General features: G+C 69.4%; 14 protein-coding genes. 7 read left to right on the forward strand and 7 right to left on the reverse strand.

Annotation, left to right across the window (positions count from 1 at the left end; genetic code table 11):
• Positions 1 to 10 precede the first annotated feature (10 nt).
• The 5 genes from fliL to ACTWJ5_RS22600 all read right to left on the reverse strand — a co-directional run bounded on the left by fliL (position 11) and on the right by ACTWJ5_RS22600 (position 4,653).
• On the reverse strand, positions 11 to 523 hold the full coding sequence (gene fliL, locus ACTWJ5_RS22580) for a flagellar basal body-associated protein FliL (protein ID WP_074977068.1): 513 nt from the start codon (positions 521 to 523) through the stop codon (positions 11 to 13).
• A gap of 356 nt (positions 524 to 879) precedes the next feature.
• Positions 880 to 2,157, reverse strand: a complete 1,278-nt coding sequence (locus tag ACTWJ5_RS22585; protein ID WP_444436597.1) for a flagellar hook-length control protein FliK — start codon at positions 2,155 to 2,157, stop codon at positions 880 to 882.
• Positions 2,158 to 2,230: 73 nt separating this feature from the next.
• Positions 2,231 to 2,581, reverse strand: coding sequence for an Hpt domain-containing protein (locus ACTWJ5_RS22590; protein ID WP_009621625.1), 351 nt, complete (start codon positions 2,579 to 2,581; stop codon positions 2,231 to 2,233).
• Positions 2,582 to 2,634: 53 nt separating this feature from the next.
• Entirely contained in the window at positions 2,635 to 4,335 is a 1,701-nt protein-coding gene (locus ACTWJ5_RS22595; protein ID WP_116423596.1) for an ATP-binding SpoIIE family protein phosphatase, read from the reverse strand.
• A 12-nt stretch (positions 4,336 to 4,347) separates the two neighbouring features.
• Positions 4,348 to 4,653 (reverse strand): STAS domain-containing protein, encoded by a 306-nt coding sequence (locus ACTWJ5_RS22600; protein WP_074977073.1) that lies wholly within the window; start codon positions 4,651 to 4,653, stop codon positions 4,348 to 4,350.
• 214 nt (positions 4,654 to 4,867) lie between these two features.
• On the opposite strand from ACTWJ5_RS22600, the gene ACTWJ5_RS22605 reads away from it, so the two are divergent.
• A complete protein-coding gene (locus ACTWJ5_RS22605; RefSeq protein WP_256512153.1) occupies positions 4,868 to 5,581 on the forward strand; it encodes a TorF family putative porin in 714 nt (237 codons plus the stop codon).
• A gap of 364 nt (positions 5,582 to 5,945) precedes the next feature.
• Here ACTWJ5_RS22605 and ACTWJ5_RS22610 read toward each other — a convergent pair whose 3' ends face one another.
• Positions 5,946 to 6,944: an AraC family transcriptional regulator gene (locus ACTWJ5_RS22610; protein ID WP_009621616.1), complete on the reverse strand. Its 999-nt coding sequence runs from the start codon at positions 6,942 to 6,944 to the stop codon at positions 5,946 to 5,948.
• Positions 6,945 to 7,073: 129 nt separating this feature from the next.
• Here ACTWJ5_RS22610 and ACTWJ5_RS22615 point away from each other — a divergent pair, with 129 nt between their 5' ends.
• On the forward strand, positions 7,074 to 7,391 hold the full coding sequence (locus ACTWJ5_RS22615; RefSeq protein ID WP_009621613.1) for an Mpo1-like protein: 318 nt from the start codon (positions 7,074 to 7,076) through the stop codon (positions 7,389 to 7,391).
• A 74-nt stretch (positions 7,392 to 7,465) separates the two neighbouring features.
• Here the strand turns inward: ACTWJ5_RS22615 and ACTWJ5_RS22620 are convergent, their stop codons facing one another.
• Complete coding sequence (locus tag ACTWJ5_RS22620) at positions 7,466 to 11,794, reverse strand: DEAD/DEAH box helicase (protein WP_444436598.1); 4,329 nt, start codon at positions 11,792 to 11,794, stop codon at positions 7,466 to 7,468.
• Between the two features lie 271 nt (positions 11,795 to 12,065).
• Between ACTWJ5_RS22620 and ACTWJ5_RS22625 the strand changes: the two genes are divergently transcribed.
• The 5 genes from ACTWJ5_RS22625 to ACTWJ5_RS22645 are packed head-to-tail and all read left to right on the forward strand — an operon-like array spanning position 12,066 to position 14,552.
• Entirely contained in the window at positions 12,066 to 12,671 is a 606-nt protein-coding gene (locus ACTWJ5_RS22625; RefSeq protein ID WP_249917318.1) for a DUF4388 domain-containing protein, read from the forward strand.
• Positions 12,668 to 13,222: a GTP-binding protein gene (locus ACTWJ5_RS22630; RefSeq protein ID WP_249917319.1), complete on the forward strand. Its 555-nt coding sequence runs from the start codon at positions 12,668 to 12,670 to the stop codon at positions 13,220 to 13,222. The genes ACTWJ5_RS22625 and ACTWJ5_RS22630 overlap by 4 nt, the downstream gene beginning before the upstream one ends.
• Positions 13,219 to 13,587: a roadblock/LC7 domain-containing protein gene (locus ACTWJ5_RS22635; protein WP_074977084.1), complete on the forward strand. Its 369-nt coding sequence runs from the start codon at positions 13,219 to 13,221 to the stop codon at positions 13,585 to 13,587. Before ACTWJ5_RS22630 ends, ACTWJ5_RS22635 begins: the two co-directional genes overlap by 4 nt.
• A gap of 9 nt (positions 13,588 to 13,596) precedes the next feature.
• Positions 13,597 to 14,133: a protoglobin domain-containing protein gene (locus ACTWJ5_RS22640; protein ID WP_249917320.1), complete on the forward strand. Its 537-nt coding sequence runs from the start codon at positions 13,597 to 13,599 to the stop codon at positions 14,131 to 14,133.
• 44 nt (positions 14,134 to 14,177) lie between these two features.
• Positions 14,178 to 14,552 carry a hypothetical protein gene (locus ACTWJ5_RS22645; protein WP_249917321.1) on the forward strand — a complete coding sequence of 125 codons (375 nt, stop codon included), beginning with the start codon at positions 14,178 to 14,180 and terminating at the stop codon, positions 14,550 to 14,552.
• Positions 14,553 to 14,939: the final 387 nt, after the last annotated feature.

Raw genomic sequence — 14,939 nt, forward strand, 5'->3', positions numbered from 1 at the left:
GGCGGCTTACCTACTGGAGTACGAAATTGGTGAAAAGCACCTGTTCCACGGTCAACTGACCGGTGGCCTTCTTGGCCAGTTCCTGGATGCTGGCGGTCGCCTGCTGTCGCAGCATCTCCTTGCCCACCGGGGTGGTCAAGGTGTCGAAATTCTGGCTGGAGAACAGCATCACCAACTGGTTGCGCACCAGCGGCATCTGTTCGCGCAGGGCGTCCAGCTGGGCCTGGTCGCGGCCCATCAGGGCCACGGCGACCTGCAGGTAGCGCTGCCGTCCGCCCTGGTTGAAGTTGACCACGAAGGACGGCGCCAGCATCTCGTAGAGCGCCGGTTTCTTGCCGCTGCCGGCCTCCGCCGCCGGTGCCTCGGCCGGCTTGGCGCCGCGGCTGAGGAAGAACCAGGTGCCGCCCACCGACGCCCCGACCGCCAGCAGGAAGGCCAGGCCCAGGATGATGATGAGCTTGAGCCGGCCCTTGCCGGCGCCGCCCTCGGCGGGTGGAGTGGTCTGCTGATCGTTCTTAGCCATGCCAGAAATCCGTCACTTGCGCGGTCCGTTGCCTGTCCAGAAGGACAGGAGCAAGGGCTGTGCCAGGTCATGCCCGGCCGCCGCGGCGGATATTACAGGCTGCCGATGAGCGGAGCGAGGGGCGGCGTGCGGGATGGCGGAAGTGCGGGGCTGCGCGGGGCTTTGCGTTTGCGATGCCCATGCGACCGTGGCGATGGGTATCGCTGCGCTCAACGCCATCCTACGAGGGTGCTCCGCCAGCTCTTCGTAGGAGCGAGCTTGCTCGCGAATCAACCCCGCTGCGGAATCAGTTCGCGAGCAAGCTCGCTCCTACGAAAGCGCTGCCAACCGGTGGTGTAGGAACGGCAGGACCGGCATCAGGCGTAATAATCCACCATCCCCAACCCACCCAACTGCGGCCGCGCGCGGATTTCGCTGACGCCGCTGAGCACCGGCTCGTCATCGCCTTCCGCGCCCGCCGTGGCAGCGCCGCCGCGAGCGTTGCCCTGCTGCTGGCCCTGGCCTTGCCAGCCGCGGGCCAGGGACTGGTCGGAGACGTTGACGTTGACCTGGTTCATGCCCTGCTGGCCGAGCATCTCGCGCAGGCGGTGCTGCTGGCTGTCCAGGGCCTCGCGCACGCCGGCGCTGGCGCTGGCGAAGGTCACCTGGGTCTGGTCGCTGGTCATGTGGATGCGCACCTCCAGGCGCCCGAGGTCGGCCGGCTCCATCTGGATGTCGGCGGACTTCAGGTTCTGGCTGGACATCCACATCACCCGGTCCACCACCTGGTCGGTCCAGCCGTTCTGCTGCATGGCCACCGGCTGGCCGGGCACCTGCGGGTTGACCGGGCGGCTGGTGAGCGCCTGCGGGGTGCCGTTGAGCGCCTGGGTCATGGCCTCCAGGCGATGGGCGAAGCTCTCGTTGCGCGTCTCGGTCTTGGGCTGTGCCACGTCGTCGGCCAACTGCCCGGCCAGTTCGCCGGCGGCATCGGTGGTCTTGGCCTCGGTCGAACCCTGGGCGTCCTTGAGGCCGGCCAGCAGGCTGGTCATGTCCAGCTTGGCGTCGCCCTTGCCCTGGTCGTCGGTCAGCTTGAGGTTGATTTCACCCTTGCCGGCGGTGGGCAGTTGCAGGGCCTGGGTCACCTCCTCGGCGCCCGCTTCCGGCAACAGGGCCACGCCCTGGGCCTGGTTGAGCTTCTGCAGGTCGCCATCGCTGTTGGCGGCGTTGAGCTGGGCCTGGCCGAGCTGCGCGGCGCTGTCCTGCACCGGCGGCTGCGCGCCCATGGCCAGCGCCAGCAGCGGGTCGAGGCTGGGGTCGGGCGGCTGCTGGCCGTCGTCGTCGGTCGACGCCTGTTCCTGGGCCGGCAAGGGCTTGCCGCCATCGGCAACCTTTGGCTGCTCGCTGCCGGCTTCCGGCGCCTTGGCGCTGTCCTTGGCCGGCGCGTCGTCCTGCCCGCGCGGCTTGTCGCGGCTGGCCTTGGTTTGGGCCTGCGGGCGCTCCTTGGCGGCCGGCCGGCTCTCCTGGGCGTAGACGTCGGCGAAGCTGGAACCCTTGTCGTTGCTGGTGTTGGCCGAATCCTGCGCGGCCCTGGACGGGGATGTCCGGGGGCTCGCTGGCGCGGTCGGCGAAAGTAGGATGTCCGGGGCGACAGCCATCGGCGATCTCCGTTCTCGTTTGCGTCGATGACACGGAGATAGCAAGGGCCGGGCCAGTTTCCCGGATCGCTCGTCAGGAACGTTGCAGGCGCTGCTGGCGCAACAGGATGCGGACGATGGCGAACTCGCGTTCGACCTGCTCGATCAGCCCGGCGGCCTTGGCCATGTCGCCCTGCCGGGCGGCGTCTTCCAGGCGCTTGCACAGCGCGGCCAGGGCCGGCGCGCCCATGTTCCCGCAGCTGCCCTTGAAGCTGTGCGCGGCGTGGCGCAGGGCCTGGCCGTCGAGTTCCGCCAAGGCCTCGTGGAGGTTGCGCAGGCGCTCCTCGGAATCCGCGACGAAGGTGTCCAGCAACAGCGGAAACTCTTCCGCCATCACCTCCCGCAAAGCCTTCAGTACGGCATCGTCGAGATGCACATCGGACATTCGCTCGCTCCCTGGCTACCCGTGGCCAGGGCCGGCGCACGGGAAGTGCCGGATTATGCCTGAGCGGACCAGAAAAACTCCACGGACACCGACTTGCCGTCCGCCGACCACTGGCAGCGGTCGGCCAGGCTGCGCACCAGGGTCAGGCCGCGGCCGCTGAAGGAACCCGGCGCGCACTGCGCCTGGGCTTGCAGCACGGCATTGACGTCGAAGCCGTTGCCGCTGTCCTCCACCCGCACCAGCAGGCGGCCGCCGTCGCCATGGGGGGCGAGGTCGATGTGGAAGCGCACGAAGCCGTGGTCGAGGCTTTCCAGGCGCCTGCGGCGTTCCTCGTAGTAGCGGGCGAAGCCCTGGGCGTCGCACTTCAGGCGCGACTCCAGGCCCATCACGCCGTGCTCCAGGGCATTGGAATAGAGCTCGGCGAGCACCGTGTACAGCGCCCCGCCGCGGGGGCGCAGGTCATGCACCTCCATCAGCAGCTGCAACAGGAACGGCAGGGGGTTGAAGTGACGCAGCGTAGGGGAGCGGAATTCGAAGCTGCAGGACCAGTCCTGGGTGCCGCCCAGCCCGCTCTCGGAAAACGCCAGCGGCGGCCGCTGCAGGCTGGCGTCGGGCACCAGGGCCACCTCCAGCATGCTCAGGTCGTCCTGGGCCTCGCCGCGGAAGCGCACCAGCGCCGCCTTCACCCCGTCGAACAGCCGCGAAGCGTCGCGCTGCTCCTCGAACACCTGGCGCAGGCGCTGCTCGCCGAACATCTCGCCCTGCGGGTTGCGCGCCTCCAGCACGCCGTCGGAGAACAGCAACACGCGGTCGCCGTCCTCCATTGGGAAGACTTCGCAAGCCTCGTCGAAGGCCGCCGGCTCCAGAATGCCCAGCGGCAGGTGGCGCGACACCAGGGGCTGCAGTTCGCGGCCCTGGCGGAACAGGTAGCCGTCGGGCAGGCCGCCGTTCCACACCTCCAGCAGGCCGCGCTGGAAGCTCAGGTTGAGCATGCTGGCGCAGCAGAACACCCCCACCGGCAGGATGCGCTTCAGCTTGGCGTTCATCTCGCGGAGGATGTCGGCGATCGGGTAGCCCTTGGCGGTCATGCCGTAGAACACCTCGGCCAGCGGCATGGCGCCGATGGCCGCCGGCAGGCCGTGGCCGGTGAAGTCGCCGAGCAGCACGTGCATGCCGCCGGAGGGCTTGTAGGCGGCCAGCAGCAGGTCGCCGTTGAACAGCGCGAAGGGCGACTGCAGGTAGCGGATGTTCGGCGCGTTCAGGCAGCCGGAATGCGCCACCTTGTCGAACACCGCCTTGGCTACCCGCTGCTCGTTGAGCAGGTGCTCGTTGTGCCGGGCGATCAGGTCGCGTTGCGCCAGCACCTCGCGCTGCAGGTGGTGCAGGCGGCCCATGGCGCGGATCTTGGCTTCGAGGATCACCCGGTTGTAGGGCTTGGAGAGGAAGTCGTCGCCGCCGGCCTCCAGGCTCTGCACCAGGGCCTCGGTCTCGGTCAGCGAGGTGAGGAAGATGATCGGCACCAGCTCCTCGCCGGCCTGGCGGCGGATCCGCCGGGCCGCCTCGAAGCCGTCCATCACCGGCATCAGGGCATCCATCAGCACCAACTGCGGGCGCTCCTGCTCGAACAGCGCCAGGGCCTCCAGGCCGTTGGCGGCGGTCAGCACGCGGTGGCCCTGGCGGCTGACGATGGTGGACAGCAGCAGGCGGTCGGCGGCGTTGTCGTCGGCGATCAGGACCGTGAGGAAGTTGGCCATGACCGCCACGGCTCAGGAAATGCGGAACAGTTGTTCGAAGTTGGAGATGGAGAGGATCTTGCGCACGTCCGGGCTGCAGTGCGCCAGGCTGATCTGCGCATGTTCGCCGCCGGCGTGGTCGCGCAGCAGCAGGAGCATGCCCAGCGCCGAGCTGTCCAGGTAGGTGGCGCCCTTGAGGTCGACGACGTAGCGCCGCGGGGTGGTCTCGACGCGCTCGTAGGCGTCGCGGAATTCCTGGTGCGCACCGAAGTCGAAGCGGCCCTGAACGACGATGGTCAGTTCCTGGCCGTCGGCCGAAGGTACGGATGTGATGGCCATGGAGGCCTCCCTGCTGAATGAACTGCGCATGCTGGGGAAGATTTAGCAGCTAGTCCGCGGCCCGGCAACCTCGACGAACGCCGGTACGCAAAGGTTCGCTCCGGCCGACAAATGGACCGCCGGTCATTGCCCGGTCAAGGAATGGATTTACCCTGTAAAGGTGCGGAGGGGACCGCACCTGCCAAGGAGCATTTCGAAGATCGAGGGGGGAGCCATGATCATCCACCGTCTGCTGCTGGGCGCCACGCTGTGCGCCAGCCTGGCCGCCAATGCCCAGGTCATGCAGCGCCAGCTCGGCGACTTCGACCTCAAGCTCGCCACCTCGCCGGCCCGCAGCATGGCCCAGGGCCTGGTCCAGCCCGGCGGCCTGGACAGCCTGCACGGCGGGCTCGACGCCAGCCACGACTCGGGCTGGTACTTCGGCGGCTGGGCCGCCAACCTGGAGCCGGACAAGCCCACCGAAGTCGATTCCTACGCCGGCTTCAAGCGCCCGCTGGGCAATGGCCACCTCGGCTACGAGCTGGGCAGCATCCGCTACGTGCACCCGCAGCGGCCGGACCTGGACACCCAGGACGTCTACGGCGGCCTGTCGATCTTCGGCAGCCGCCTGGGCGCCGCCTACAGCAACAGCGCCGGGCGCAGCAGCGCCACCCTGTTCGCCGACCTGGGCCTGACGCCGCCGCTGGGCTTCGACCTGACGCTCAGGTACGCCAGCTACAGCCTGGAAAACCCGGTGAGCGTGACCAATGGCTACGTCAGCGGCTTCAACGACTGGTCGGTGAACCTCAGCCGCCCCTGGCTGGGCCTGGACCTGAACTTCTCCTACAGCGGCAGCAGCCTGAGCGGGACGGACTGCACCGCCTATTCCGGCCACAACGCCTATTGCGACAGCGCCGTGACCTTCAAGGCGTCGCGGTCGTTCTTCTGAGCCTGCGCGGATAATCGCGGACGGAGTCCGCTCCTACGGTTTCAGGAGACACGGGCGTAGGAGCAACTGTCTTGCCGGCTGCACCGAGACGCTTTTCGTAGGATGGGTTGAGCCTTGGCGAAACCCATGCGGTTGCGGTGATGGGTATCGCTTCGCTCAACACCATCCTACGAAAAGCCATGCTCGCTCATGCGGTAGGACCTTGTCCGCGATGGCCGGACGTATCGGCGCGATTCGCGGATGAGATCCGCTCCTGCGGGTTGCCCCATACGCCACAGCCATGTAGGAGCGCGCCCTGCGCGCGATTCGCGGGCAGGGCCCGCTCCTACGATCACCGGGGAGGCATGGAATTTCCCTCGACCGCCTACAACCGCTCCCGATACTCCCCCGGCGTCACCCCGAACCAGCGACGGAAGGCGCGGAAGAAATTGCTCGGCTCGGAGAACCCCAGCAGGTAGGCGATCTCCAGCAGCGTCATGTGCGGCGTCGCCAGGTACTGCTGGGCCAGCTCGCGGCGGGTGTCGTCGAGCAGTTGCTGGTAGCTGCTGCCCTCCTCCTGCAAGCGCCGCTGCAGAGTGCGCTCGGACAAGTGGAGGATTTCCGCCACCACCTCGCGCCGCGGCTCGCCCTGGGGCAGCAGGCGGCACAGCACCTGGCGCGTCTGGTGGCTGAAGCGGCTGCTGCCGAAGCGCGCCAGGTACTCGCCGGCGAAACGGTCATGCAGGCGCGCCAGTTCGGCGTTGGCCGTCGGCAGCGGCGCATTCATGTCCTCGTGGGAAAACAGCATGGCGCACTGCCCGTGGCCATGGCTGAGCGGCGCCTGGAACAGCGCCTGGTAGGGCGCCAGGTCGACCGGCGGTTCGCCCGCCAGGCGGACCTCCAGCGGGCGGATGTCGCGCCCGGTGATCCAGCGCACCAGGGCGATCATGCTGGCCAGCGAACTTTCCGCGCTCTGCCGTGGCGGCAGCAGGCGGTCGCCATGCACCTGCACGCTGAACAGGCAGCCCTCGGGCAGGCGGCGGAAACTCGCGTCCGCCCCCTCGGCGATGATCCGCTGGTAACGCTCCAGGCGCTCGAAGGCCTCGGCCAGGGTGCGGCTGGACATCATCGAATACCCCAGCACCGGAAACGCCGGGGTGTGCACGCGGGCGAAGTTGAGGGCGATGGCCGGATTGCCGCTGCGCTGCACGGCCAACTGCCACAGGCGCGTCATGTCGTCCTGGGGGAAACGCGCGTCCGGGTCGGCGAGGACGGCAAGGTCCAGGCCCAGCTCGGCGAACAGCTCGCGGCTGTCCAGCCCCTCCAGCTCGATGGCGAGGAGGATCCCACGAACCCAACTGGACAGGGTGGTACGCTCAGGCATCTCGGTTCTTCTTGTTGTCAGCGCGCGCAAGGAATGGCGGGGTTGGATACTAAACTGGCTGCAGGGGTCATCTGCAAGTCATCGGCCGCCTTCGTAGACTGCGGCCATCACAACAACAGGAGGTGCGCCATGACCACCCACACCGCCGAGCGTTTCCACAGCTTCGCCGAGTTCTACCCCTTCTACCTGCAGGAACACAGCAACCCCACCTGCCGCCGCCTGCACTACGTGGGCAGCCTGCTGGTGCTGGCGATCCTCGCCTACGCCATCGCCAGCGGCAACCTGCTGTGGCTCATCGCCCTGCCCTTCGCCGGCTACGGCTTCGCCTGGGTCGGCCACTTCGTCTTCGAAAAGAACCGCCCGGCCACCTTCAAGTACCCGCTGTGGTCGTTCATGGGCGACTGGGTGATGCTCAGGGATGCCTTTACGGGGCGGATTAGGTTCTGAGGTTGCAGCGGTTTGCTCGCGAGCGACATGGGTTCGCGAGCAAGCTCGCTCCTACGAAAAGCATGAAGCGTGATCTAGCGCCGGATCAGTAGCTCCCGCACCTTCGCCACTTCCTCCGCCGGCAGTTCCGCCCAGAGCACCGGCTTGCCGGCGATGAGCGCGCCCAGGGCGGCGCCGTCGCGGTAGAGCACGCGGTTGCCGGCTACTGCCGGTACCTTGCTGCCCGGCAGCAGGGTGCCGGCGAGGTTGAGCGGGTCCACCGCCGAGAGCACCAGGTATTCGCCGTCCTTTTCGCGCCGGCGCACTTCGCGCAGCAGGCCGACGGCCTCGGGCAGGGCGAACTGTTCACCGGTGAGGCCGGCGACGAAGCGTCCGCCGCGGATTTCCCCGCGGGCTTCCAGGCGATGGTAGACGCGCAGCAGGTCGCGCCAGGGCGGCAGCCAGTCGGCTTCGCGCTCCAGCACGCGCCAGCAGACCACGCCGTAGCGGCGCAGCAGGGTCATGGCCACGAGTTCCAGCACTTCCGCCTGCAGGCGCGGTGGCTGACCTTCGATCAGTTCGCTGCGCGGGCGGCGCAGCAGCGCCCAGCGGCCGGCGTCGGCCATGCCGAACAGTGGGGTGCGGGCCCGGCGCTCCTGGCGGCTGCGCTTGGCCGCCGGCAGCAGCAGCGCGCGCAGGCCGGCGAAGCTGTCGGCGTTCACCCGGCCCACCGCCACCAGTTCGCCCAGGGCCATTTCCAGTTCGCTGCGCAGCAGATGCGCCTCGCTGGTAAGTTCGTCGAAGAAGAGTGCGCCCTGCTCCTGCAACGCCTGCAACACCTTCTGCGCCTTCGAGGACAGCTCGGCCTCCGGCGCATCGGCGCAGAGCGCGCCCCACAGCGGCAACTGGCGGCGCGGCAGCAGGACGATGGGCGTGCTGCGCAGCGGCCCGGCGCCGCTGCGCCCGCGCGCCGTGCCGCGGCTGGGCAGGCGCGCCCAGACCAGGCGGCCGGCGCGGCACAGGTCGTCCAGCCAGTTGATGCCGTAGTCGGCCACCCGCGCCGGCAGCAGGTCGCTTTCCCAGGCCCCGGCGGCGGCCTGGAAGCCTTCCAGCTGGCTGAGCACGCCGGCCAAGGCCTCGGCGCCGTGCGCCCGGGTGGTTCTGGAGACGCGCTGCCAGTCGAACAGGAAGCGCATGAAGTCGGCGCGCTCCACCGGCTCGATCTCGCGGCGCAGGCGGCGCACCGTGTAGCGGTGGATGCGTGCCAGCAGGTGGCGCTCGCACCATTCCTCGTCGTCGATGCCGGGGCTGAAGCGGCCACGCAGCACGTAGCCCTCGCGCTCCAGGCCGGCCAGGGCGAAGGCGATGTCGGCGGGCGGCAGGTCGAGGTCCATGGCCAGTTGTGCCTGGGTGCGCGGGCCGAAGCCGGTCAGGCGCGCGCGCAGCAGTTCCAGGCGCGCATCCTCGGCGGACCAGCCTTCCTGCAACGCCAGCGGCAGGTCCAGCTCGGGCGCCAGCCGTGCCTGTGGATAGACCGCCCGCAACTGGCTGAGGCGTTCGGCGGCCACCCAGAGGTCGGCCGCGCCGCTGCGCAGGCGTGTCGCCCGCCCGGCCTTGGCCAGGCGCCCGAGCAGCAGTTCCCAGCCCAGGTTGGCGCGGGCTTCCTCGGCGAGGATGCAGCCCAGGCCGGTCAGCGCCTCGTGCATCTCGTCGGCGTCGCGGGCCTCGGGCCAGGCTTCGGCGCGCACCGCGGCGATGGCCTCGGGATCGAGGGCGCCGAGGTCGTCGGCGGATTCCGGGTCGCTCCAGCGCCGGCTCAGCACGGCCTGGGTGCGGCGCTCTTCCAGCGGGGCGTCGTCGAGGTAGGCGTAGGGGCTGGCGCTCAGTACTTCCGCCGCCAGCGGCGAAGGCGCCGGCAGGTCGCGGGCGTGCAGCGCCACCTCCCCGGCCTCCATGCGCCGCAGCAGGGCCAGCCAGCCCTCGCAGTCCATGGCTTCGTGCAGGCAGTCGTCGAGGGTCTGGGCCACCAGCGGGTGATCGGGAATCTCGCGCTCGCCGACGATGTTCTCCAGGCACGCCACCTGGTCGGGGAACACCGCCGCCAACAGGTCCTCGCTGCGCATGCGCTGCAGTTGCGGGGCCACCTTGCGCCCGCCGCGGAAGCGCGGAAGGGCCAGCGAGGTGGTGGCGTTCCAGCGCCAGCGCACGCCGAACAGCGGCGCGTCGAGCAGGGCCTGGATCAGCACGTGCTCGGCGCTCTTCGAATTCAGGTAGCGCCATACCTCGTCCAGCGGGAAGCTGTGGCTGGTGGACAGCGAGAGGATGATGGCGTCTTCGGTGGCCGCCGCCTGCAGCTCGAAGTTGAAGGTGCGGCAGAAGCGCTTGCGCAGGGCCAGGCCCCAGGCGCGGTTGATGCGGCTGCCGTAGGGCGAGTGCAGCACCAGTTGCATGCCGCCGGATTCGTCGAAGAAGCGCTCCAGCACCAGCGCCGACTGGCTCGGCAGCACACCGAGAGCGGCGCGGGCGCGGGCCAGGTATTCCACCAGTTGCCGGGCCGCGGCTTCCTGCAGGCCCAGTTCGTCCTCCAGCCAGCGCAGCGCCGGGGCCAGGGGCGCGTCGCTGCCCTGCCCTTCGGCCAGCAAGGCGTCCAGGCGCTCACGCAGGCGCGACACGCTCATCGACAGCTCGTCGCTGCGCCCCGGCGCCTCGCCCAGCCAGAACGGGATGTTCGGCGGCAGGCCCTGGGCGTCCTCGACGCGCACCTTGCCCGGCTCCACGCGGAGGATGCGATAGGAGACGTTGCCCAGCTGGAACACGTCGCCGGCCAGGCTTTCCACGGCGAAGTCCTCGTTCACCGTGCCCACGGTCAGGCCCTGGGGCTCCAGCAGCACCTGATAGTCGCCGGCGTCGGGGATGGTGCCCCCGGAGGTCACCGCGGTCAGCCGCGCGCCGCGCCGGCCACGCAGCAGGCCATGGACGCCGTCGCGGTGCAGGTAGGCGCCGCGCTGGCCGTTGTGGCTGGCGTAGCCCTCGGCGAGCATGCGCAGCACCGCATCGAAGCGCTCGCGCGGCAGGCCGGCGTAGGGCTGGGCGTGGCTCAGCAGCTGGAACAGCTCGTCCTCGTTCCACTCGCGGCAGGCCACTTCCGCGACTATCTGCTGGGCCAGCACGTCCAGCGGCGCGCGGGGGATCGCCAGGGCGTCCAGTTCATCGCGGCGCACGCTGTCGAGCAGCGCCACGCATTCGATCAGTTCGTCGCGGGAGGTGGGGAACAGCCGCCCTTTCGGCGTGCCGCCGACGCTGTGCCCGGAACGCCCGACGCGCTGCAGGAAAGAGGCGATGGAACGCGGCGAGGCGACCTGGCAGACCAGCTCGACGTCGCCGATGTCGATGCCCAGCTCCAGCGAGGCGGTGGCCACCAGCACCTTCAGGCGCCCGGCCTTGAGCCGCTGCTCGGCGCCCAGGCGCTGTTCCTTGGACAGGCTGCCGTGGTGCGCGGCGACCTTGTCTATCCCCAGGCGCTCGCCCAGGTGGCGGGTGATGCGCTCGGCCAGCCGGCGGGTGTTGACGAACACCAGGGTGGTGCGGTGTTCCTCGGCCAGCGCGGCGAGGCGGTCGTAGACGCTGTCCCAGACCTCGTGGGACATCACCGCCTCCAGCGGCGCCGGCGGCACTTCGATGCCCAGGTCGCGGGCGCGGCTGTAGCCGATGTCGACGATGCGGCAGTCGGCGTTGCCGCAGAGGAACCGCGCCACCGCCTCGATGGGCTTCTGCGTGGCGGACAGGCCGATGCGCACCAGCGGTTCGGCGCACAAGGCCTGCAGGCGCTCCAGCGACAGCGCCAGGTGGCTGCCGCGCTTGCTGCCGGCCAGGGCATGGATTTCGTCGACGATGACGCTGCGCGCGCCGGCCAGCATCTGCCGCCCGGAGTCGGAGCCGAGCAGCACGTAGAGCGATTCCGGGGTGGTCACCAGGATGTGCGGCGGCCGCCGGCGCATGGCCTCGCGCTCGCCCTGGCTGGTGTCGCCGGTGCGCACCGCGCTGCGGATATCCACGGCCGGCAGGCCCTGGCGCTCAAGCTCGGCGCGGATGCCGGCCAGGGGTTCTTCCAGGTTGATGCGGATGTCGTTGGACAGCGCCTTGAGCGGCGAGACGTAGACCACGCAGGTGCGGTCCGGCAGCTCGCCGCCGTTGGCCAGGCCCTCGCGCACCAGTTGGTCGATGGCCGAGAGGAAGGCGGTGAGGGTCTTGCCGGAGCCGGTGGGCGCGGCCACCAGGGTCGAGCGCCCGGCGCGGATCGACGGCCAGGCCTGCACCTGGGCCGGGGTGGGCGCGGCGAAGTGGCGGGCGAACCAGGCGGCGACGGCGGGGTGGAAACCCTGCAGGACGTCGGCGGGCGTGGCGCTGCTGGCGAGTCGGTTCATGGGCACCAATATGGTGGCGGCGGGCATGGCCCTCAAGCACCGCCGATCGTGGCTGGCCTGACGCGGCGCAGGCATCGCGCGGCCAGGTCATGGGGGACCGAAGGAAACAGCCTTAGCACTCTACACAAACGACAGCGCCCCTCGGAGATCACCTACAAGCAGTACGGGCATGTCATAACAATTCCTCCCATTATCATCTCGGCGCATCACGAATCGCGCACTGACTCCCTTCCAGGACAGGGCGCCCGCCCCGCCCTGGAGGACATTTCGTTTGGCAATTTTCGGCAAGCTCTCCGACTTCCCGCTCGCGGAAGTCCTCTCGGTCATCGGCAAGCGCGCAGGCCAGCTGACGCTTGAAGAAGCGGACGGCAGGCGGCTCCGCCTGCGGCTGCAGAACGAACAGCTGCTCGGCCTGAGCCTCGAACAGCCGATCGGCGACCCGGGCGAGATCAAGCGCGTCCTGCAGTCGATCGGCAACGCCAGCTTTCACTTCGAACCCACTCCGCCCACGGAAGCGACACCCGGCCGGCATCTGCCCATCGACCAGGTGCTCGCCAGCCTGGCGCCGTCGTCCCGGGCGGAGCCGTCGGTGCATCCGGACACGCGCTTCGTGCTGATCCGCGGGCGCACAGTGACGCTGCCGGCCGAGCTCGACGCCTTCCTGGCCAGGGCCATGCCCCTGCTGACCGAGGGCTGCAGCGCGCGGCAACTGGCCCAGGCGCTGAACCTGGAAGTCCGCGAGACCTGCGCATTCCTGCAGCACCTGCGGGAGATCAAGAAAATCTGGCCGGTGCGCGCCCACGAGGGCGCCGGCGTATCGACCCGGCATGCCAATTCCACCCTCGCCAGCCGTCTGAAGAGGCTCTTCCGCCCATGAACCAGGACAGCGCACATCCGATCAAGGTCGTCGTCTCCGGGCCCGTGGGCTCGGGCAAGACCACCCTGATCCGCAACCTCTCGCAAATCCCCGTCGTCGACACCGAGGTGCCCAGCAGCGAAGCCATCGGCAAGGCGAACACCACGGTGGCGCTGGACTTCGGCCGGATCACCCTGGACGCCACCGACATCCATCTGTTCGGCACGCCCGGCCAGGAGCGCTTCAGCTTCATGTGGGAACTGCTCAGCGAAGGCGCCGACGGCCTGGTGCTGATGCTGGCCGCCGACCACCCGGAACAGTTCGGCCAGGCCCGCAGCATCCTCGAGGCGATCACCAGCGTGCAGCCGGTGCCCTTCATCGTCGCCCTCACCCACTGCGACGCCGACGACCAGGCCTGGGTGCCGGCCGAGGTCGCCGCCTACTTCGACCTGCAACCGCAGCGCGTCATCGCCACGGACGCCCGCGACCGGCAGAGCGCCTGCGATGTCCTGGTACAGCTGCTGGCCAACGACGCCCCATCACCCGACCCCCACCACGGAGAAACCCCATGACCCGACAAGAACGCCTGCAAGCCGAACTCGACCGCCTCCGGCAGTCGGTCCCCAGCATCCGCGGGGTGCTGCTCGGCAGCCTGGACGGCATGCCCATCGTCGACGCCATCAGCGACCATGGCATCGAGCCGGCGCGCATCGCAGCCATGGCCGCCGCCGCCCTGGGCGTGGGCCGGCGCATCGGCGAAACCCTCAAGAGCGGCGCGATGAAGGAGCTGAGCCTGCTGGCGGAGGACGGCCGGGTGTTCATCCACCTGGCCGGCGACAAGGCCTGCCTGGCGATCGTCGCCGCGCGCGACAGCAACGTGGGCCTGATCAACCTCGAAGTGGCGGACAGCCTCGCCACGCTCGACGGCATTCTCTGAGGAGCCCCCATGCACGCAGACCGCCTGTCCTGGGCCACCAAGGACGCCGCCATCGTTCATGAACTGATCGCCCTGCTGAACCTGTCCGACAGGGAATGCGCACTGCTCGCAGGCCTTGCCGAACAGGCGAAGGCCGCCAGCCCGGCGCTGATCGAGGACTTCTACCAACGCCTGCTGAGCCAGGAGGCCACCCGCGAGTTCATCACCGACCAGAAGCGCCTGGGGGAATCCCTGGCCACCTGGTTCTGCGAACTGTTCGGCGGCGTCTACGACGACACCTACGCGCTCAAGCGCCTGAACATCGGCCTGATCCACGTGCGCATCGGCCTGCCGGTGCGCTACCCGCTGGTCATGCTCGACCTGATCGCCCGCTACGGCGAAGAGGTGGCCGGCCAGGCCGGCGCCGAGGCGCTGACGGCCTTCCGCAAGGTCCTGGCGCTGGACGTGGCGACCTTCAACCAGGCCTACGAGAACAACCAGCTGCAGCACCTGGCCGACCTCACCGGCAACGAACGCCTGGCCCGCCGCCTGCTTTCCGGCAGCTGAGCCGGGCGCTACCCTTCGCGGATTCCCCCGACGGACCGCGAGACATGGCCGAGAAAGACCGCGACTGGTACTGGCAGAACCTGAAGAACCCCGGCCAGCCCGGCGAACCACCGCCGCGCCGGCGGCAGTGGCACCTACGCCGGGCGTTCAGGCATTTGCTGCAACTGGCCCTGCTGGTGGCGCTGGCGATCGGCGCCGGCGCCCTCTGGCAGAACCCTGCCAGCCGCCAGTGGGGCGAGGCGCGCTGGCACGCCCTGCTCGGCCGCCTGGGCCTGGAGCGCCCGGCCGACCAGGTCACGGCCCAGCCCATGAAGTACACCGACAGCTCACGGAGCCTGGCCGAGTGCATCAAGCCGGGGAACCTGATCGACGACGAGGTGCGCGCCTGCGTGAAGGGGCAGCGGGTAAAGACCTGGTGACATCATCCACCGGCGGGGGTCTATCGCGGACGAAGTCCGCTCCTACGCGATCCCCATCCACACCATTCCCATGTAGGAGCGCGCCCTGCGCGCGATTCGCGGGCAGGGTCCGCTCCTACAGGGAGGCACGGTGCAAAGAGGCAAACCGAGCGGATCTTATTCGCGATCCGGCTGGCGTGTGTCGGTGATCGCGGACGGAGTCCGCTCCTGCCATACCGGCGGGCACGGCTTCTCGTAGGATGGGTTGAGCTTGCGAAACCCATGCGGTTGTGGCGATGGGTATCGCTTCGCTCAACACCATCCTACGGCGGCACGGGACAACCCGTAGGGCGCACAACGCCTACGGCGTTATCCGCCGTTTGACCGACGTCACGGCCAACGGCGGAT

This window comes from Pseudomonas sp. A6 (genome assembly GCF_052367875.1).
Lineage (GTDB): Bacteria > Pseudomonadota > Gammaproteobacteria > Pseudomonadales > Pseudomonadaceae > Pseudomonas > Pseudomonas citronellolis.

Bases quoted from the DNA above. Each gene is read 5' to 3' on its own strand.
- ACTWJ5_RS22595 (WP_116423596.1), bottom strand. From the start codon at position 4,335: ATGGCCAACTTCCTCACGGTCCTGATCGCCGACGACAACGCCGCCGAC.
- ACTWJ5_RS22620 (WP_444436598.1), bottom strand. From the start codon at position 11,794: ATGAACCGACTCGCCAGCAGCGCCACGCCCGCCGACGTCCTGCAGGGT.
- ACTWJ5_RS22590 (WP_009621625.1), bottom strand. From the start codon at position 2,581: ATGTCCGATGTGCATCTCGACGATGCCGTACTGAAGGCTTTGCGGGAG.
- ACTWJ5_RS22605 (WP_256512153.1), top strand. From the start codon at position 4,868: ATGATCATCCACCGTCTGCTGCTGGGCGCCACGCTGTGCGCCAGCCTG.
- ACTWJ5_RS22640 (WP_249917320.1), top strand. From the start codon at position 13,597: ATGCACGCAGACCGCCTGTCCTGGGCCACCAAGGACGCCGCCATCGTT.
- ACTWJ5_RS22635 (WP_074977084.1), top strand. From the start codon at position 13,219: ATGACCCGACAAGAACGCCTGCAAGCCGAACTCGACCGCCTCCGGCAG.
- ACTWJ5_RS22610 (WP_009621616.1), bottom strand. From the start codon at position 6,944: ATGCCTGAGCGTACCACCCTGTCCAGTTGGGTTCGTGGGATCCTCCTC.
- fliL (WP_074977068.1), bottom strand. From the start codon at position 523: ATGGCTAAGAACGATCAGCAGACCACTCCACCCGCCGAGGGCGGCGCC.
- ACTWJ5_RS22645 (WP_249917321.1), top strand. From the start codon at position 14,178: ATGGCCGAGAAAGACCGCGACTGGTACTGGCAGAACCTGAAGAACCCC.
- ACTWJ5_RS22630 (WP_249917319.1), top strand. From the start codon at position 12,668: ATGAACCAGGACAGCGCACATCCGATCAAGGTCGTCGTCTCCGGGCCC.
- ACTWJ5_RS22585 (WP_444436597.1), bottom strand. From the start codon at position 2,157: ATGGCTGTCGCCCCGGACATCCTACTTTCGCCGACCGCGCCAGCGAGC.
- ACTWJ5_RS22600 (WP_074977073.1), bottom strand. From the start codon at position 4,653: ATGGCCATCACATCCGTACCTTCGGCCGACGGCCAGGAACTGACCATC.
- ACTWJ5_RS22615 (WP_009621613.1), top strand. From the start codon at position 7,074: ATGACCACCCACACCGCCGAGCGTTTCCACAGCTTCGCCGAGTTCTAC.